Here is a 19,892-nt window from a genome sequence, read left to right as displayed (position 1 = left end):
GTTACGTATTTAGAGGGCATCCTCTTGATGCTTCATAATAAACTATTTTATTGGTAAGTTCTTCTTCATTATATGGGAAAATAACCTGCTCCATATCCATTAAGGTTCTCTTACCACCATAGTTAATTTTACTATCACATCCTATATTTTCATAATACTTATAATATAGCCCTAGAATATTTTGAATGTTACCACTATTCCCATCATTGATTTTAGAATCATCCTTTGAATTAATTCTCCATTTAATAAATTCTTTATATGTTACCTCTCCTTCCCCTTCTATTACATAATCCCCTACGTTTTCCTTAAGAAACTCTTTACAATTAAAGCTAACCTCTGGTCCTCCATAAAGGATTTCAATCTCACTATTTACAAGCTTTATAAGAGATGATACAGCCTTAACGTACTCAATGTTCCATATGTAGCAAGAGAATGCTACAAGGTCTGGCTTGCTACTCAAAATTTCCTCTACAATTCTTTCGATTTGATCATTAATAGAAAACTCCATAATTTTGCATTCGTAATTTAAATCCTCTGTATATGTTTTTAAATATCTTACTGCCAAGTTACTGTGAATATATTTTGCATTAATTCCTACTAGTGTTACTTTCATCTTTTGATTTCCCTTTCTTTTTGCATATCATATAATAAACATTATCTGAATTTTTCAAAGTTAATATTTCAAAATAAGGTTGTAAAATTTTGATTGTATTCTCTTTAGAACTATCTTTAAATATATTTAAGTCTATTAAATGTATTTGTTTTGTATTTTTATCAGGTGACACAATCTTTATTTTAGAATTAAAGATTTTAGCAAATCCCTTATCTACATCCCATATATATAGTAATCCATCTTCTTTCAGAAATTTATATATATCTTGTATTAATTTACTTTTGCTTTTTGTAAATTTTATATCACTCAAAGTAAAAAACAGTGCACAGAGATCATACTCACCTTCTTCTATTCCTGTCTTCTCACCTTTCCCCTCTATATAATCTAAACTACTACTATCATCAACATATTGTTTGTATATATTATATATAATTCCATGATTAGAAAAACCTATATCTAATATATTTCCTTTGAAAATTTCTTTTTCTAAATTTATAAAAACCTCCTTTTTCAATTGTTACTCCCCCTTTGTTAAATATATTTCATATATTTTTACCTATTTTTACCTATTTTTATCTTATTCTTCAAAAATAAAATAATTCCTCTAAAATAAAGGAATTATTTATTAATTTCATTATAAAAATTAATCATTAAACCTGCAGTAGTCTTTTGTGCCCGTTGCACTATAAGTGTAGATATTTTCTTGTACCTATCTTCCTTGTTTTTTATGTTTGCATTAGCAATATAAGTTTCATTCGCAAATAATGCATTTTTTTTTATATAGTCTTCTATATTCTCCTGTTTTATTACTTCATTAAAAATAGGAAATGAATAATCACTCATTAATCTACTTATAATCCAAAGTTCAAAATTTCTGTGGCTTTTAAGTAGCTTATTGTTCACATGTTGAGGCACCGTAGCATCTTGAATTAAATGACAGGCTGCTCCAAAATAAAACAGGGCTTGCCTTGTGTCCCCTTCTTTAATAAATCTTAATGCACATTTATAATATTTTTCGAATTCGGTTAATGCATTTGAAAATCCATAAAGGCCAGTACCCTTAATGTGATGATAAAAATGGTTTGAGCTTTTAAAATCTTGATCTGCCCAAGTAACCCCCTTGTTTAGTTCTTTTATGTGTCCCTTGTAAAAACTAGAAATTTCACTATATTCCTTATTTTTTAAAATTTCTATAGCTTGAATATTTATAAATTTATGAACAATGCAATGAGTTTTCATGATCCTTTTTTTAATTGGATTTATTGTTATCATTAAGCCTTTTAAAGTTTTTCCATAAGTAACTTCCATTCTTTTCTTCAACCTGTTCACCTCTCACTTTAGTATACAATAAATATGATCTGAAAACATACCTGAATATTTTTTAATAATTAACAACAATGTATATTGACTATATTCTAATTCTTTTTGCTTAAACTAACAAGTAGGCTAATTATTAAAGTTAGCACAATTGTTAATAAATAGTAACTTAATCTCCTCCCTTCTATCCCTATATCATTCTTTATATTTTTTTTGATTTTAATTAAATATCCACTTTTAGAGTCTAACACTATTAAATCATCAAAAAACTTCATACTAGATATATAAGTTTCATCCCCAAATCTTACTTTTTCTTTAAGCGCACTACTTTTATTTAAACTATATATACTATTATCATTCTTTTCATAGAAATATATACAGTCTATGCTACCTATTATACCTTTTTTATCAATTGCTAACCCGGCTAAACTATTTACTTCTTTATGTTGATAAATTGGTGCGGGAGGATTTGTTGTAGGATGCTGGTCTAAAATAAATGGTATATCCCCGTTAAGTAAGCCTTTAAATTTAGGTGAACTTATTGGATCTCCTCCAGTATAATCTGGAAAACCATACCATGATTTTTTTTTAATTTTGTATATATAATCACTATCTCCCTTTACAGGCCTTAATCCCCTGTCCTCCATTCCACCAACAGCAACTAATATTTTGCCCTCACTATTAAAATCTATAGCCTTCATATTTCTTATACCCCAAGCAAAGTTTCCCTGTGCTCCAGTTTTTAAATTATAAACTATTATAGATGAATTTCCAATCATATGTTCTGTTATTATTTGCCCCTTTACGTTCCTATTTTTATATGGAACAAATGCTCCGGTCTTTTTCTTATCAAAATTAATTCCTTTTATAGTTATACTTTTAGGAGAAATATCATGATTTTGAGGGTAATCATCTAACCATTGATTATCCGGTCCAACTACCCCAGAATTTGTTGCAGCTCCTATTGTAACAAATAGATATTCTCCATTAATTCTAACTAAACTGTCATTATAGTCTCCATAATTAGGTATATTCTTGATAATTTCTTTATTTGCCTTTGTTACTAAATCATATGAGTAGACTTTTGTTCCAGATGCATAATACAATACTTTATTATTATAATCTAAACTAGTTATGCTTAGCTTCTTATTTGTAAATATATTGTATGACTTGCCTACTTTATCTATGTACTGTACTTTGTCTTTGAAAGCTACATAGTAGTTTCCTTCACTATCTTTCGTAAAATCTACTGCCTTACTTAATCCTTTAAATAGTATCTGTGATTTTATAACTTCATCTTTAACCGTAACCCTATATTCTTTAGACGAATCTTTCATTGAAAATAGTGCAAAAGCCATTGCAGCTAAAATAACTATAAATCCAATGGTCTTCTTCATACTTACCCCCTAAATTATAAATACTCTAATTTATATATATTTATATAAATTAGAGTATATGTGTTAATAATTTCTAGCAATTTGTATATGGCTTCTTTCAACCTCCGCCAAGGCAACAAATACCTCTTTAACAATCAAATTATTTATTTCCTTTGCATGTTTTTCATAAAACTTTGTAGCATGAACTTCTCTATTTCCTGCGAGTTTCATTAAGCTTGTATCGTTTTTATATTTACTGTAATCTATATCCACGAGTTTTGGAAGTTCTTTGAACCCACCTAGTTTTTGATGCACAATAGCATGTATTTTTTCAATTTTTGAAAGTGCTTTAAAAATTTCTTTAACATGGTTGTCACTCGCAAGCTTTGCCGCTGACATATAAAACTCTGAATTAAATATTTCAAGTTTCATGGCATGATCTAATACTACTAAAGTATTGGGATCCAAACTTTGCGCACAAATCTTGTAGGCTTCACCAACAGATTTTAAATACTTATAAGTTACGCCACAAAACGGGCAATATTTAATATGCTCTCTTTCATTCACTTCTAATAAACCATCATTATTTATATTGAAATTATTTATATTTATCTCCATACCACATATCAAACATTTCATATCGCTCTATTTCCTCCGCACTTTTATTTGGAGTAAATAATAATTATTATTTATTATTCTCCTTAAGACACTACTAAAATTATTCTAACATAAAAAACTCCTCCCTAGAAGGTTTTTACAATTTTTTTATAAAATCATAAACTACACTGGTATCATAATTACTAAACTTTTTATTTTAATTACATTTCAGATGGAAAGACTCCCACTTCTATAAGTGGGAGTCCCATACTATAACAAATAGAAAACTTCAGTGGGAGTATAAGTCTCCTTTTGAAGTCATTAATATTGCAGCTCCGCAGGAGATGATTTAATTACATACAACATCTCAGATGATGATTTACAGAATATAATTATTAAATTTCACATACTAATTATAAATAACTGTTATCTCCCCAGGTAGAAGAACAAGGAGGATCCTTTTATGATTAAAGATAATTTCTATAGAGACTCAATAATACTCACCGTATCAAATTTAACTGCTGGTATATTAAGGTTTATGTTTTCAATTTTACTTTCAAAAAAATTAGGTGCAGAAGGTATGGGATTATATAGCCTTGTAATGCCTATTTATGATTTATTCACTTGCCTTATTTGCGGTGGAATGGTAACAGCTATTTCAAAAGAAGCTTCATCCTATTATGAATTAAAAGATTACGGTAGTTTAAACAAATCTATACATACTGCCTTAGTTTTTGATTTTGCATTTTCTATATTAATAGCAGTTTTAGTATTTATTTTTTCACCTTTTATTAGTACATATATAATAAAAGATCAAAGAACATTATACTCCCTTTGGGTTATTTGCCCGGCTTTAATCTTTGTTGCTCTTTCATCTATATATAAGGGTTATTTCTACGGTATTTCCAATGTTAAAGTACCTGCAATCATAGATATTGTTGAAAAGACCGTAAGAATGGGCATAATACTTGGAATAATAAATTTTTTCGCATTAAAAAATGTAACTACTACCGTAACTGCTACATATATCGCCTTATCCATTGGAGAACTTATAAGTTTTATTCTACTCTTTATCTTCTATGAAAAAAGTAAAACCAAATTTAAGAATTACAATAAAAAAACTGAAGGAAGGGCCCAACTTTTATTTAATGTTCTTGTTGTTTCATTCCCATTATGTTTAAATGGCTTTTTAAACACTGTAATTTCCGCGCTATCAACATTGATTGTCCCAGGGCGACTAGTTTCTGCAGGCATAGAGTATACGCAGAGTTTATCCTTAATAGGTAAGTTTTCAGGTATGGCTATGAGCATTGTGTTCTTTCCTTTTATTATTGTAATATCCATGTCAACCATCTTAACTCCAGATATTTCTAAAAGTATTAGTAAAAATGATTATAACGGTTTGGAGCGTAGAGTCCGCGAAGTTATAAAAGTTTCGTTTTTACTAGGACTTTCAACTATGATAATATGTTTATGTACTGGAGACTCCCTTGGAAAATTATTTTTCGACAGATATGACTTAGGTGTTTACATACGGCTTGCTTCCTTAAGTGCACCATTCATGTATATGTCTGGTTCAACCTTTGGAATTTTAAACGGACTTGGCAAACAAAAATCTCTTTTAATAAATTCTATAGTAACCTCTATTCTTGAACTTGTTTTACTATATGTATTATTAGGCATCCCAAAATTAAACATTCTAGGTTACGGCATAGCTCTCATTATAAGCTCTATTATAAGCTTTATATTAAATATTATTGCAATAAAAAAAAGCTGCTATATACAGTTTTCAGTAGGCGAAATCTTAACTGATGTCTGTCTTAGCACACTCTTATACTATATATTAAAAATTTTAAATACTACGTTACCAAATTCTATCTTTATTACTAAAAACATAGTAATTATTGCTATTGGCTTCTCACTTTTACTATTTTCTATCCTGCTTACAAAAAAAAGAAAATAATTAGATATTTTTTTGTGGATTGGAGAGATGAATAGAAAAAAGTATATATTACGTATAAAATGCATTAATAGTAATATATACTTTTTTTATTTAATTCTTTGTAAAATATACTTAGGTATAAGTTTCTTAATCTTTCTTGGAAATACATCCAAATCATCTTTAGTTATTCCACCTATAATCACTAATGCGAAGAAATAAGTTAATATAGCTAAGCATATAGTAAATAATATAGAAACAGCATTAGCAAAATATCCTTGTTTAATATGACTGAATATAAAATTTAAGATAGTATACATGAACCCTGCAACTACAGCCATAACCCCTGATGCTATTATGGGTTTTATTGCATGACTAGCTAGTTTAATTCTAATCCCTAGCGCTTTGTTCATAGTATTATAGTTCAACATCAAAATTATTGCAAAACTTACTCCGTTGGCCATAACAGCCCCTAATACATTAAGTGTTGGAATTGCTACAAAAATATAATTAGTAATTATTTTTCCTATTAATCCCATAACTGCATAAATTGTAACTAAGTAAAGTTTTCCAAGCCCCTGAAGAATTGAAGTTTGAATACTAACCACAGCCATAAGTATTATTACCACTGATCCATATGTAAGTAATCTTGAAACGTCAGACCCATATTGGATTAAATATACTATGGGTTTAGCTAAAACTGCAAGTCCAACTGCGGAAGGTACTGCCACCAAAAAACACAGCCTAAAAGCATAATCAATTTTACTTCTTACAGCTTTTTTGTCCTTAAGTGCCATTAAGCCGGATATAGAAGGCAGAATAGTCATGGCTAGAGCTGTAATAATAGCTATAGGCACATTTATTAATGTCGTATATTTACTTAACACACCCCATAAAATACTAACCTGCACTTTATCCATTCCAGAAGATAACATTCTTGATTTAACTACCCCTAAATCAATCAATAATCCTGATTGTTGTATTCCTAAACATATTGTCATTGGCACGGCAACACCCAATAGCTTTTTTATTATTTTTTTAGTAGTTAATCTCTTTATATTTAACTTATTATACCCTTTTGGAACTATAAAAATTCTATTTTTTTTATAAGCATAAATCATATATATTACCGCAACCAGTGCTCCTACAGTTGTTCCAATAGTTCCGCCTGCCGCTCCTTCTGCTAGCCCATATTTTATAAAACACGCTGCAAAAACTAAACTAAATATAGTATTTGCAATTTGTTCTAATACTTGTGATACAGCAGTGGGGGTCATATTCCCTCTCCCTTGAAAATAACCTCTATAAGCTGATAATACAGAGGATAATAGAATAGTTGGAGCGAGTGCCATGATTGCTAATTTTGCAGTATCACTCTCGGTTGCATTAGCTATAGGTACTACGAAAATAAGCATTAAAAGTGACATAACTATCCCTAATATCAAAAGCGAAAATCTAGCTATTTTAAAGGTCTTTACAGCATCCTTATAATTACCTACCGCTATGAGCTCTGATACTATCTTAGAAATAGCCACAGGAATACCAGCATTTGTTAATATATATACATATGTAAATATACTGTATGCTGAATAATATACCCCTAACCCATCCTCTCCTAGTATTTTCCCTAAAAAAGGTATATAAAGTAGTGATAAAACCTTAACCATAAAACCTGCCGCAGATAATATGGCAAAACCTTTTGTTGTAGATTGTTTATTTGAATTTGCTTGTTCACTCATTAAATCATCTCCTGGGTCGTTAAATCATCACCTGCGGTGCTGCAACATCTTCACAGAAGATGCATTGACGACTTCAGAAGGAGATTTATACTCCCCCTGAAGTTTTCTATTTGTTAGGGCAAGTAACGCCTACTTATAGTAGGTAACTCTCACTTATAGAAGTGGGAGACTTTCCTTCTGAAATGTCGTTAAACTCATCCTCTAAAATTTAAATACATCCTTTTTAATCTTTTTTAATATTGGTGGTAAACTCTCTGCAATAGTTTTATTCTCCATATAAGATAAATCATCCGGGCAATTCTTAAACATTGCCTTATACGCATATAAATATTGGTAATCTAAACCATATTTGTTATTAAAGAAACTATTCATTTTTTTATCTCCATATTTTGAATCACCAACAATAGAATTACCCAAATGGCTTAAATGTGCTCTAAGCTGATGGCTTCTTCCTGTTAAAAGATTAATATCTATTAAAGAAAATGTACCACAACTTTGCAACGTTTTAACTTCCATTGCTATTTTTTTTGTATCTGTCATCTCGGTGTCAAATACCTGTGATATATTTGCATCCTCATTTTTATATATATATCCCTCGTAAACCCCATCTTTAATTCTGTTTCTTACTAAAGCCATATAATATTTTTCAACATTTCTTTCTCTTACCATTTCATTTAAAAGTTTAAGAGATTTAAAGTTCTTACCAAACATAACTATACCTGAAGTATTTCTATCTAATCTATTACAAGGTGCTGGTTTAAATGTTATTTCATTTTCTGGCTGATAATCTCCCTTATCATATAAATAAGAAAGCACATAATCTATTAAAGTAGCTTCGCCATCTTTTTTATCAGAATGAACTAAAACTCCCGGCCATTTTTCAACCATTAATATATTAGCATCCTCAAATGTAATTTTTAAATTGTTTTCAATTCTTTTAAACTCTTCTTTTTTAAACTCACTTGTAATATATTTTGTTTCAACAATATCGCCTTGTACTAAAGAATGTTTTTCCTTGATCTTGTTACCATTAACCCTAATATCACCTTTTCTAAAAGCTTTATATATTTTGCTTAACGGCACATCACCAAGTACTTTTCTCATGAATTTATCCGTTCTTTGTCCCGCTTCATTCGCTCCAATTTCTATCCTCATATAATCCTCCTATTTCTTTTATCTCTTGTTATCTATTGACGAATTCTATATATAATCTAATTTATTTTATAAAAAATCACCCTTTTATTTTGTAATAAATTATAATACATTTAAAAAAATCACATCAAATATCAATTATATACTAATATGTGTTATGAATTCAATAAAAATTCATAAGCTAATGTACATTGCATAGCTACACCTATTGATATACAGCTCTCATCTATATCAAATAAACTACCATGAGCCGGGTTTACTATACCTTTTTCTTTATTACCACTTCCTAAAAAATAAAATAGTGCTGGCCTTTCCATAGAGAGATAAGCAAAACTTTCCACACCCATAGTAGGCTGATCTAATTTATAAACATTACTCTCAGAAATAACTTGACTTGCTTTACTTTCAAACATCTCTGCAAGCTTATCATTATTATAAAGACAAGGATAGCTTTCCTCAATACTAATTTCACATTCCCCTCTCATAGCGGTAACGATGCCTTCCACTACCTGAACTAATCTGGTCTTTATATATTCTCTATGTTCACTCTTCATAGTTCTAATAATTCCCGATATTGTAACCTCTTCGGGTATAATATTTTGAGCTGTACCTCCATGAATTGATCCTATAGTAATTACTGCAGGATCTGTAGGTGGAATTTCGCGGCTTACAATGTTTTGAAGTGAAATAATAACATTGCTAGCTATTACAATGGGATCAACCGTCATATGTGGGCTTGCACCATGTCCTCCTTTACCTACTACTTTTATAGTAAATGGATTTGATGCTGCATAAGCTACGCCTCTTTTTAAACCAACGGTTCCAGCCTCTAAAAATTCTTCTACATGAAGCCCGATAATAGCATCCACATTAGGATTTTCTAGTACTCCTTCTTTAATCATTAAAGGTGAACCACCAGTTGTTTCTTCTGCTGGTTCAAATAAAAGTTTAACATTCCCTGGAATTTTATCCTTCATGCTATTTAATATCTTAGCTGCGCCCAAAAGTATAGTGGTATGAGCATCATGTCCACAAGCATGCATTTTACCATTTATTTTAGAGGAGTAATCACATATTTTCTTATCTTGCAATGGAAGTGCATCCATATCTGCCCTTAAAGCAATAGTTTTTTCACCTTTACCTCTAATAATAGCACAGATTCCCGTTTGTGCTACCTCATAAAACTCAATGCCTTCCTTTAATAAAAAATCTTTTACCTTCTGGGAAGTTTTAAATAAATCAAACCCTAATTCAGGGTTTTCATGAAAGCCTCTTCTTATGTCTATTAATTCACTTTCAATATTTTTTGCCATATCTAAAAAATTCACTATGTACACCCCTTTACGCTATTTTTCCCAATATATTTCAATTACATTCCTATTATTTAGAATCTGGTTATAACTAATTCTATATCGTCATTTTCTTTTATTACGTCATTTATTAGAGATTGCTCGCCATTAATGAATGGTACCGGCTCAATGTTTTGAATTAAATCTTCAAAATAAAAACTTATAGCTAATATTCTTAACATAGTCCATAATTTTAGGCTCAGCATTTTTTCCCTCCTTGTAGAAAGAGACGTAATTATTTAAATATTATTCCCATCACTGTAACTTAAATTATTAAGCTCATATTCATAGAATATGAGCTTAATAAAATTATATTGTAACATTCAATAAAACTACTGTAATAACTTAATTACACCAGAACTTTCTGATACATAAGGTAATTTTTTTATAATAGTATAAATGTATTTTGGTTTTGATTTATCATCTTTTAAAGCCTGTTCCAATGATAATTCATTATAGTACAATAGCTTGCACCAAAAATCCACGAAGTCATCTCTTGTAATAAAAATTATATTACCTCTCTCTTTAACTGTAAATCCACAGTTAAATCTCTCCACAATTTCTATATCTGAGTGCTTCCCATTTGACAAAATTAACCTTACATCATCCCACATTTGCTTAAAGGCAACCATTAAATACCCTCCTTAATACACAATTCATTTTTCAGTATACCATATTTACATACTTTGTCAATTGTTGTTATGTATTGCATTACATTTGCTATGCTTTTGAAATTAAAGAGTTATTATACAATACATTGACGTCAAATTTTCTTATAACTTCTCCCCCAAACTTAATCTCTAACTCTTTACTAGTAATTGCAATTACGACTCCACTCCCAAAACTTTTATGTATCACCGCGTCGCCTTCTTTAAAAGGTAAATCCGAATCGCTTGATCCTAAAATATTGCACTCTCTAATAAATCGTGAGGTTTCTTTCGCTTTTCCTTTTACACTTTTACTAATGCATAGCCAAACATTGTTTATAGCTCTTGTAATTCCAACATAAAATAGTCTTCTTTCTTCCTCTAAGTTATTATCTATACTATTTACATGGGGGATATTTTCCTCATTGCAATTTATTAAGTATACATTTTCAAACTCCATACCTTTAACACCGTGAATTGTACTAAGTATTACTGCATCCTCATCTATATTTTTCTTATGCTTACTAATTTCCTCTTTAACCTGGTCCACATGGGCTAGAAAAGTTATTATAGAGTTATATCCTTCTGCTGATTGTCTAAACTCGTCAATAACATCCTCCATCTCACCTAAATCTATCTTAAATTTAGTGCAGTACCCTTTAATATAATCATGATATCCTATACTTAAGACTAAATTATCTATAGCACTTTCTAATGAAATTTTATTTAAAAAATGTATATCCTTTTTTAACTTATCTAACATTTTCATTTGAAATACCGGTATCTCTTCAATATCTTTTAGCATTTCAAAACAGTCTTCTTTTACGGGATTTCTTTTTAATTTATCTAAATTTAGTTTACTTATATATCTAAAGGGCTTATTAATTATTCTGACAAAACTCTCTCTATCACTTTTATCGATACTTAATTTAAAATATGCAATTATATCTTTACAAATGAAATGTTGAAAAAAGTCATACTCCTTATCTAAAAGCTTAAAAGGTATTCTTTTTTTAATAAAAACATCTATTAGACTTCTACACTCCACGTTTGTTCTGTACAATATTGCATTATCTCTATAATTTTTATTATTATTTTCCTTATGTTTTTGAATAATACAGCTAATTTCCTCTGCCTGTGAGTTCTCATTTACATTGTTAAGTACTGCAACGATACCATCATACTGTTTAAATGCTATTATATCTTTTTCATTTCTCATGCTGTTATTTTTTATAATATTCATGGATATTTCTACTATATTCTTTGGGCATCTATAGTTGGTGGACAAGGGTAATTTCCCTCCCCCCACAAAATGCTCTGAAAACTTAACCATACACTCAGGATTCGACCCTCTAAAACCATAAATACATTGGTCCTCGTCTCCTACTGCAAAAATAGAGTTTTCTTCATTTAAAAGCTTTAGTATCTCAACTTGCATAGAATCACAATCTTGAAATTCATCCACTAAAATATGCTTAAATAAGCTTCTATACCCCTTAAGTATTGTGTAATTTTTTATAAACAGATCTCTGCAACCTATTTGAAGATCGTCAAAATCAAATAAGTTTTTTTCTTTTCTATACTGCTCATAAATATTATAGGCTGCTATAAAGATTACTTTATCAATACTTGGAGAGAAATCTTCCATTACCTTTCCACTTGTTTTGAATACAGAAATATTATTTATAACTTCCTTTACTTTTTCATCACCTACCTCATCCAAATATGACATAAGTACATTTTTTATGAGTTTATATACCTCTAGTGTATCTACTATGTTTATCTGTCCGTAATAGTTCTTAAGGATCTTATAAAACAAACCATGAAAGGTTCCAAAAAACGGAACCCTCTCCTTTCCATTAATAGCAACATATCTACTTTTCATATTAATAGCCGCAGCTCTTGTAAACGTAATGACAATAATATTTTTTGGTTTAACATTTTTCTCATTTATTAAATGAACAATCCTATTAACAATAACTACTGTTTTACCACTACCCGGTCCTGCTGTTACTAATAAATTTCTGTTAACAGAATAAACAGCATCCTTTTGCTCTTTACTTAATTTCGAATTTATTTTCTTGCTTACTATTTTATTATCCATATTATGTTTTGTCTCCACTTTCATCCACCTACTTTAAATTGCTTATATACTATGCTTATACCCAATTTACTATTTTAATAATCTTATCTAAACATTAATATATAATTATGTTATAATTTCATTATATACTTTTATTAAATTTCAAAGGGGAAAAATTATGAAACACTCAAAAGATTTTAATGTGAGGAACGAAAGAAACCTAACAATGCTGGTAGACTTTTACGAATTAACTATGGCAAACGGTTATTTAGATAATAATGTTCAAGATAAAATTGCCTACTTTGATATGTTTTTTAGACGAATACCTGACGGTGGTGGATATTGTATTATGGCCGGGGTACAACAATTACTTGAATATCTTTCTAATTTGAAATTTTCAAATGATGATATATCCTATCTAAAAAGCAAAAATGATTTTTCAGATGATTTTATAGATTATTTAAAGGATTTTAAATTTTCTTGTGATGTCTGGGCGGTGCCAGAAGGTTATCCTGTTTTTCCTGGTGAACCCTTGGTTATAGTTAAAGGACCTATTATACAAGCTCAATTTGTTGAGACAATGATACTACTCACAATAAATCATCAAACTTTAATAGCTACAAAAGCGAGTAGAATATGTAGAGCCGCAAAGGGTAGACCTGTTATGGAATTTGGTTCTAGGCGTGCTCAAGGCTATGATGGCGCTATATATGGAGCACGTGCCGCTGTTATTGGCGGTTGTGTTGGTACTGCTTGCACTATCGCTGAAGAAATGTTTGATATCCCAGCCATTGGAACTATGGCTCATAGTTGGGTACAGCTTTTTGATACTGAATATGATGCCTTTAAATCTTGGACTATAACCTACCCCGATAACTGTGTACTTCTTATAGATACTTATAACGTACTACGCTCTGGGATTCTAAATGCCATAAAAGTATTTAATGATGTACTTAAACCTATGGGTAAAAGACCTAAAGGAATACGAATTGACAGTGGTGATATTACCTATCTAACTAAAAAAGTTAGAGTAATTTTAGATGAAGCTGGATACTCAGATGTAAAGATTACAGTTTCTAACTCACTGGATGAATATATTATAAGCGGTGTTTTGGAAAACGGGGCACAAATTGATAACTTTGGTGTTGGTGAAAGACTTATTACTGCAAGATCGGAACCAGTGTTTGGCGGTGTTTATAAACTCGTTGCAGTTGAGAATGATGGAGAAATAATACCAAAAATTAAGATTAGTGAGAATGCAGAAAAGATCATCAATCCTGCTTTTAAAAAATTATATAGAATTTTCGATAAAACATCACACAAGGCCATTGCAGATTTTATTACCTTACATGATGAGAAAATCGATGAAAGTAGACCACTTGAAATATTTAATCCAGTTTATACCTGGAAAAAGAAAAATCTTAAACATTACTATGTAAAAGAACTTATGGTTAAACTATTTGAAAATGGACAGCAGATTTATGAATCTCCGTCTGTTATGGAAATAAAAGCATTTTCTGAACAAGAAGTATCTAAATTATGGACAGAAGTTTTAAGATTTGATAATCCTCATGCATATTATGTGGATCTTTCTTGGAATTTATGGAACCTAAAGCAAGGTCTATTAACTCATTATTCTGAAACCCTCGAGGAGTAACAGAAATATATTTGTTATCCCCAAGAGTTACACTAGGAGGACTTATGGCACAACCTTTAAAAATCAAGCTTTCAAAAATTGCTCTTGATAATCTTATGGAAATGATTAAACTTGACGACGCTTATGATAGTGTGCGATTTGTATACGTCAGCGGTTGTTGCAAAACTGCAAAAGTTGATATTTACTTAGACAATTTTAAAACTGGAGACATTAAAAATAATATTGATAATTTACCAATATTATATGATGAAACCCTTTTAGAAAACATAAATGAACTCACAGTAGCCTATAAAGATTCTAGATTTTGGATTAAAACATTATTGCCGAAAGATGCCAAGAGCCATTGTTCTAGTGCTGGCAAACAATCCTGTAATGGTTGCGGTGGACATTGTGGTTCTCATTAACCACATCTAATATGTGATTCATATGGAAATACTTAAAAAGGCTAGCCAATATTATTGGTTAGCCCTTTAGTTAAAATTATACATTTATTAATGGACCATCTGTTTTTGAAAACAAATCAACAGTTCCCTTATACTGATCTTGGTATGTAAGCTTTTGAAGGCTCGTAAGCTCCGGAAACCATATTGCAATCTCATGTTCTGCACTTTCAATGCTATCAGAGGCGTGAACTAAATTTTTAGTTTTATCCAAAGTGAATTTCCCTCTTATACTGCCAAGTTCCGCTTTTACAGGATCCTTATCTCCATTGATTTTACGCACTACATCAACAGCTTTTTCACCCATTAAAATAATTGCACATATTTTACCTTCAGTAATATAATATATTAACTCATCAAAAAATTTCTTTCCTGCGTGTTCACTATAATGTTTTTTAGCGATGTCCTTTGTAGCAGTAATCATTTTGAGCGACACAATTTCTAATGATTTCTCTTCATATTGATTAAGAATTTTCCCAATAAGTCCTCGTTTAACTCCATCTGGTTTAATTAAAACCAAAGTTCTTTCCATTTAAATTCACTCCCCCGCATTGTATATTTATAAACTAAATTATATCCTATTATTAGATATTATACACAAATTTTCATTAATATCCCTACTAGTATTCTTTGTATAGCAATCTAAGTGGTGAAGTTTTATCATCACTAAATAAATCATAATCAGAAATATTTTTAATATCAAATGGTTTATAATTTCTCAATTCATCAAATGGGCATTTCCCTCCATTATCTACCCATTTATGTAATGCACACTCCTTAAAGCAGTCTACTTCTTCTTCTATAGTTGTCAGAAAATCACACTGTAACATTCCATCACTCCATCCCATATTTTGTTATTTAAGCAACATCATTACTCTCATAACATTATAAGACATTCTAACGATAATTTGAAGTGCTTTTTTAAATTTTACATATAAATATATAGACAAAAATATACAAATTATTTTCCCTTCTGAGATGTCGTTAAATCATCACCTGCGGTGCTGAAATATCGTTAAAAACCGAAATCCTCACCAATTACAACTACAGTAATATCAGTTCTCATAGGCTTTCTTTTAATTACAGAATAGATCCTACAGATTCTAGTATCTGTTTTGCAGTCATTGCAAACTCCCGTCTTAGTACAAGGATTGGGCATATTTAGTCTCATATTATTCTTTGGTGCCGCAATTTGTTCTATTCGTTCAAACGCTGAAGCTTCATTTTTACAAATTTTATTAACACCTACTACAACAATGACTTTTTTAGGTCCAAAGCTCATTGCTGCCACTCTATTTCCTGCTCCATCAACGTTAACAAGCTCTCCATCTAAGGTTACAGCATTAGAACTACATAAATAAACATCACTAAGGAGCTCACCCCTCATAGTCTCCACTTTTTCGTAAGGTGATAAAGTTGGATCACCATGATCTAACACAACGCCTCCCATGGCCTTTACCTTTTCCTGTATACCAAGTTCACTTATAGTCATTGATCCTCCAAAACCTACTCTGTCACCCTTGTGTACATTATTCATTATAAATTCTGAGGCTTCCTCACCTTTTTTTAAATAAACTGCTGAAAACCCATTTTTTTTAAGAACCTCTACTACTTTTGACCCAATAGTCTCTTTATGCCATGTATGAATTTCTTTCATTTATTTCCCTCCTTTTTTAAGGAGCATTATATCATTGTATATAAAATATATCAATGATATAATTGTATATACCAAAGGTTTTTTAATCAAGTACTCACTTATAAGTTACTTAGTATACTAAGAACTGTTACCACTCGAACTAACACTAGGAGGTATTATGAGCGATAAAATTATGAAAATAAATAATAAAGAATATAGTTGTGCCATAGAGTTAACACTAGATATAATAGGTGGTAAATGGAAGCCAATTATTCTTTGGAAATTAGCCCAAAACGGTGTATTAAGATTTAGCGAATTGAAACGCTCCATGGGTGGAATAACACAAAAAATGTTAACGCAACAGCTTAGAGAATTAGAATCATATGAAATGGTTCATAGAAAAGTTTATGCAGAAGTTCCTCCTAAGGTAGAATACTCTTTAACAAAGCAAGGCAAAAGTGTAATGCCTATATTAGACGTTATGTGTAAGTGGGGAACTGATTATTATGAAGGCATCGTCTCTGACAACAAAGAATAGTGATTTTTAAAGGGTGGACTTTTCCACTCTTTTTTTGATATGTTCAAATTAAGTATGCTAATCATCAGCTAACTAAACATATTTTTTAACTTTTAGGGCATATTAATTGCTAAAAGGAGTGATTTTTTTGAATGTAACCAGTACTTCATTATCATATATGTTTTTTGCAATTTCTATAGTATCAATTATATTTTTCTTGTATTACAAATTTCTAGTAATTAACACAGGTGATAAAAGTAAAAGACGAGATAAAATCATTGGATCAATGAAAGACCCTGAGCATTGGAGACACGGAAATAATATCATGGCTTTTATTTCTCTATTTTGGGCCTTAATATCGCAAAGTGCGTTTATTTATCTAAAATTTTTCTATAAATCAGGATTAGTTTCAATTATATATGTTTTTATCTATTTGGTTCTTATCTCACTAAGTGTTTTATTATTCATTAAGAAAAACAAAGTTGCACGCAGTAAATAATATAACTACAAAACAGTAATAATCTATTTCTTATTACTGTTTTGTAAAATTTCAATAAAACTTTTAATAATCTGCCCTGTAAAACCCCATATCTTATAGTTATTATATTCATAAAAATGCTCATCTAGATACCCTTTTCTAAACTTATAGTCTTTTCCTCCATTTATTAAATGAAAAGGAAAACCCTCTTGGTTTATGGGACCTATCTCCATTCTATAAAGCAGTGGTTCATTTTCCAAAAAGAATTTTAGTGGAACTTTAAAAACGTGATCTACTTCATCCTCATTAGGATTTATTTCACCATATTTTAGTTTGCCTACAAAAGCATATAGCAAGTTACCATAAGGGCTTATATAATAATCCATATCCCCTATAATTTCAATTTGATCCATTTTCAAATTTAATTCTTCCATAGTTTCTCTTATAGAAGTTTCCCTTGGATTTTCATCTAGTTCCACCTTTCCACCTGGAAGACAAATATCACCTGGCTGGCTTCTTAATTTGTGTGCACGCACTTCAAATACAATAGATAATCCCTCTGCATCCTCCGTAAGTAATATCATAACTGCACTTTCTTTAAATTCTCCAATAACCTTAGAATCTCTATTTTTAAATATTTTTTCTAGCTTATTTACCATACCTATTACCTCCTGATTCAACCTACTTATATAATATACCAGATACTCAAATAATAAACCAAACCTTTCATTATTTTGGTTCTCACATATTAAACATAAATAAATTGTATTAACTTCATCCTAAATACATTTTCATTAATCAATGTACCTTGTTCTTAATATCTTAAAATGATATACTTGCTTTATAATTATCAATAGATAAAGATAAAATTCAATACAAATGGAGAGATGAAAATTGAAAAGAAAAAATCGGCTTTTATTATTTACACTAGTGTTTACTTTAATATTTTCTACAACTGTTTTAGCTGCTGTTAACCCACCAGAATTAATTGGTAAAGCTGCCATTTCTGTAGATATGGATACTAACGAAATTATTTACACCAAAAACATTGATAATAAGATGTACCCAGCAAGTATTACAAAGCTTATTACAGCTTTACTACTAGCTGAAAATAAAAAATCAACAGACAATTTAAATTATACAAAAACTGCAAAAGAACAACCATCTTACTCTTATAATCTAAATGTACAGCCTGTAGCAATTGGAGATACAATGTCCGCTGACAACGTAATGGATGGACTTCTTCTTTATTCGGGAAATGATATAGCCTATATGATTGCCGATAACGTTGGTCAAAATCCAACTAATTTTGCTAAAATGATGAATGACAAGGCTACGAATCTAGGAATGAAAGGCTCTCATTTTATCACACCTAATGGTTTGGATGATAAAAATGATCAACATTATACAACTGCTTATGACCTAACTCTTTTAGGTAGAGCTGCTTATAAAAATGATTGGGTAAAAAAGTCTATGGGTAAAAAAACAAGTATAATAAAATCTGCTAATGGGGTCGAAGCTACTGTTCAGAATAGAAATAAACTTCTTGGCATAGAAGGCAACATAGGTGGTAAAACTGGCTATACAGAAAAGGCTGGAAGATGCTTAGTTTCTATATATGAACGTAACGGTCGCCATATCATAGGCGTTGTTATGAATTCTGAGAATGATGCAAAAGATACAAAAGTCTTTGAAGATATGAAAAAACTAATTGACTTTAGTTATGGCGCTAAAAAAGAAGTGCTTAATAAAAAAGCTACTGAAATCAAAACAATTTCTGTACCCTATAAGGTTATTCCATTCATAGGACCAGGAAAAACAATTGATGTGCCATTAGAGTCAAAGGAAGATGTGACTTTTTATAAAAATGATGTCGCACCACAATCTTCCGCTAAAGTTTCTCTCACGAATGCATGGAAACTTAATAAAAAGACTTCTGTTGGGACATTACTTTTCAAACAAAAAGATGCTGAAAAAAGCTATAAATTATATCCAATGATTTCAAAATCTGCTCTTATTAAAGATAATATAATTATCTATGCTGCAGCTGCCATTGTACTAATCGTAGTTTTAGCATTAATTGTATTATTAATTTCTTCTATCAACCGACGTAAAAATCGTCATAGTAGAGGAATGAGATTCAAATAGGTATTTGCGAGTTTAAGGACTATATTAATTCAAAAATTAATATAGTCCTTTTTTAGGCTTTTCAAATAATTTTTTTGCGAGTATATTGACATTTATATCGTAATATACTAATATAAGAATATTAATATATTATAAGTTGTTATATTTTTCATTACATATAATGTATAAAACAAAGTTAAGATTAAAATTTATTGATTTTTAAAA

21 protein-coding genes are annotated in these 19,892 nt (G+C 30.1%); 6 read left to right on the top strand and 15 right to left on the bottom strand.

The annotated features are described in order from the left end of the window. Position 1: 1 nt before the first annotated feature. The 5 genes from ACWJKP_RS06605 to ACWJKP_RS06585 all read right to left on the bottom strand — a co-directional run bounded on the left by ACWJKP_RS06605 (position 2) and on the right by ACWJKP_RS06585 (position 3,945). On the bottom strand, positions 2 to 613 hold the full coding sequence (locus ACWJKP_RS06605) for a B12-binding domain-containing radical SAM protein (RefSeq protein WP_165411953.1): 612 nt from the start codon (positions 611 to 613) through the stop codon (positions 2 to 4). Then, complete coding sequence (locus tag ACWJKP_RS06600; RefSeq protein WP_165411954.1) at positions 588 to 1,127, bottom strand: class I SAM-dependent methyltransferase; 540 nt, start codon at positions 1,125 to 1,127, stop codon at positions 588 to 590. The genes ACWJKP_RS06605 and ACWJKP_RS06600 overlap by 26 nt, the downstream gene beginning before the upstream one ends. A gap of 104 nt (positions 1,128 to 1,231) precedes the next feature. After that, positions 1,232 to 1,933, bottom strand: coding sequence for a zinc dependent phospholipase C family protein (locus tag ACWJKP_RS06595; RefSeq protein WP_165411955.1), 702 nt, complete (start codon positions 1,931 to 1,933; stop codon positions 1,232 to 1,234). Between the two features lie 95 nt (positions 1,934 to 2,028). Continuing rightward, positions 2,029 to 3,327 (bottom strand): hypothetical protein, encoded by a 1,299-nt coding sequence (locus tag ACWJKP_RS06590; RefSeq protein ID WP_165411956.1) that lies wholly within the window; start codon positions 3,325 to 3,327, stop codon positions 2,029 to 2,031. Positions 3,328 to 3,390: 63 nt separating this feature from the next. Beyond that, complete coding sequence (locus ACWJKP_RS06585) at positions 3,391 to 3,945, bottom strand: ferritin-like domain-containing protein (protein ID WP_165411957.1); 555 nt, start codon at positions 3,943 to 3,945, stop codon at positions 3,391 to 3,393. A gap of 421 nt (positions 3,946 to 4,366) precedes the next feature. Between ACWJKP_RS06585 and spoVB the strand changes: the two genes are divergently transcribed. Beyond that, a complete protein-coding gene (gene spoVB, locus ACWJKP_RS06580; RefSeq protein WP_165411958.1) occupies positions 4,367 to 5,866 on the top strand; it encodes a stage V sporulation protein B in 1,500 nt (499 codons plus the stop codon). Positions 5,867 to 5,952: 86 nt separating this feature from the next. On the opposite strand, the gene ACWJKP_RS06575 is transcribed toward spoVB, so the two are convergent. The 6 genes from ACWJKP_RS06575 to ACWJKP_RS06550 all read right to left on the bottom strand — a co-directional run bounded on the left by ACWJKP_RS06575 (position 5,953) and on the right by ACWJKP_RS06550 (position 12,833). After that, the gene (locus ACWJKP_RS06575; protein ID WP_165411959.1) at positions 5,953 to 7,581 is read right to left on the bottom strand and encodes a putative polysaccharide biosynthesis protein; all 1,629 of its coding nucleotides are present in this window, start codon (positions 7,579 to 7,581) and stop codon (positions 5,953 to 5,955) included. Positions 7,582 to 7,782: 201 nt separating this feature from the next. Further along, complete coding sequence (locus ACWJKP_RS06570) at positions 7,783 to 8,736, bottom strand: RluA family pseudouridine synthase (RefSeq protein ID WP_165411960.1); 954 nt, start codon at positions 8,734 to 8,736, stop codon at positions 7,783 to 7,785. Between the two features lie 152 nt (positions 8,737 to 8,888). Continuing rightward, positions 8,889 to 10,046, bottom strand: a complete 1,158-nt coding sequence (locus ACWJKP_RS06565; RefSeq protein WP_263492485.1) for a M20 metallopeptidase family protein — start codon at positions 10,044 to 10,046, stop codon at positions 8,889 to 8,891. Between the two features lie 71 nt (positions 10,047 to 10,117). Continuing rightward, positions 10,118 to 10,288 (bottom strand): hypothetical protein, encoded by a 171-nt coding sequence (locus ACWJKP_RS06560; RefSeq protein ID WP_165411962.1) that lies wholly within the window; start codon positions 10,286 to 10,288, stop codon positions 10,118 to 10,120. A 126-nt stretch (positions 10,289 to 10,414) separates the two neighbouring features. Beyond that, the gene (locus ACWJKP_RS06555; protein ID WP_165411963.1) at positions 10,415 to 10,714 is read right to left on the bottom strand and encodes a hypothetical protein; all 300 of its coding nucleotides are present in this window, start codon (positions 10,712 to 10,714) and stop codon (positions 10,415 to 10,417) included. A gap of 88 nt (positions 10,715 to 10,802) precedes the next feature. After that, positions 10,803 to 12,833 (bottom strand): ATP-dependent helicase, encoded by a 2,031-nt coding sequence (locus tag ACWJKP_RS06550; protein WP_462961678.1) that lies wholly within the window; start codon positions 12,831 to 12,833, stop codon positions 10,803 to 10,805. A gap of 157 nt (positions 12,834 to 12,990) precedes the next feature. Between ACWJKP_RS06550 and ACWJKP_RS06545 the strand changes: the two genes are divergently transcribed. Then, positions 12,991 to 14,469, top strand: coding sequence for a nicotinate phosphoribosyltransferase (locus ACWJKP_RS06545; protein WP_165411964.1), 1,479 nt, complete (start codon positions 12,991 to 12,993; stop codon positions 14,467 to 14,469). 44 nt (positions 14,470 to 14,513) lie between these two features. After that, a complete protein-coding gene (locus ACWJKP_RS06540; protein WP_165411965.1) occupies positions 14,514 to 14,873 on the top strand; it encodes a hypothetical protein in 360 nt (119 codons plus the stop codon). A 76-nt stretch (positions 14,874 to 14,949) separates the two neighbouring features. On the opposite strand, the gene ndk is transcribed toward ACWJKP_RS06540, so the two are convergent. The 3 genes from ndk to ACWJKP_RS06525 form a co-directional block, all read right to left on the bottom strand. After that, a complete protein-coding gene (ndk, locus tag ACWJKP_RS06535) occupies positions 14,950 to 15,441 on the bottom strand; it encodes a nucleoside-diphosphate kinase (protein ID WP_462961455.1) in 492 nt (163 codons plus the stop codon). An 88-nt stretch (positions 15,442 to 15,529) separates the two neighbouring features. Continuing rightward, positions 15,530 to 15,739 carry a hypothetical protein gene (locus ACWJKP_RS06530; RefSeq protein WP_165411967.1) on the bottom strand — a complete coding sequence of 70 codons (210 nt, stop codon included), beginning with the start codon at positions 15,737 to 15,739 and terminating at the stop codon, positions 15,530 to 15,532. Between the two features lie 185 nt (positions 15,740 to 15,924). Further along, positions 15,925 to 16,566 (bottom strand): lactate utilization protein, encoded by a 642-nt coding sequence (locus ACWJKP_RS06525; RefSeq protein ID WP_165411968.1) that lies wholly within the window; start codon positions 16,564 to 16,566, stop codon positions 15,925 to 15,927. 157 nt (positions 16,567 to 16,723) lie between these two features. Between ACWJKP_RS06525 and ACWJKP_RS06520 the strand changes: the two genes are divergently transcribed. Both ACWJKP_RS06520 and ACWJKP_RS06515 read left to right on the top strand, forming a co-directional pair. Next, positions 16,724 to 17,083 carry a winged helix-turn-helix transcriptional regulator gene (locus ACWJKP_RS06520; RefSeq protein ID WP_165411969.1) on the top strand — a complete coding sequence of 120 codons (360 nt, stop codon included), beginning with the start codon at positions 16,724 to 16,726 and terminating at the stop codon, positions 17,081 to 17,083. A gap of 127 nt (positions 17,084 to 17,210) precedes the next feature. Further along, on the top strand, positions 17,211 to 17,561 hold the full coding sequence (locus tag ACWJKP_RS06515) for a hypothetical protein (protein WP_165411970.1): 351 nt from the start codon (positions 17,211 to 17,213) through the stop codon (positions 17,559 to 17,561). 23 nt (positions 17,562 to 17,584) lie between these two features. On the opposite strand, the gene ACWJKP_RS06510 is transcribed toward ACWJKP_RS06515, so the two are convergent. Next, positions 17,585 to 18,199: an NUDIX hydrolase gene (locus ACWJKP_RS06510; RefSeq protein WP_165411971.1), complete on the bottom strand. Its 615-nt coding sequence runs from the start codon at positions 18,197 to 18,199 to the stop codon at positions 17,585 to 17,587. A 235-nt stretch (positions 18,200 to 18,434) separates the two neighbouring features. Here ACWJKP_RS06510 and ACWJKP_RS06505 point away from each other — a divergent pair, with 235 nt between their 5' ends. Continuing rightward, positions 18,435 to 19,688 (top strand): D-alanyl-D-alanine carboxypeptidase family protein, encoded by a 1,254-nt coding sequence (locus ACWJKP_RS06505; protein ID WP_462961454.1) that lies wholly within the window; start codon positions 18,435 to 18,437, stop codon positions 19,686 to 19,688. Positions 19,689 to 19,892 lie beyond the last annotated feature (204 nt).

The sequence above is a fragment of the Clostridium sp. CM037 genome, assembly GCF_055081095.1.
Note: the sequence above shows the minus strand (reverse complement) of the source record. Positions and strands in the feature narration are given on the sequence as shown.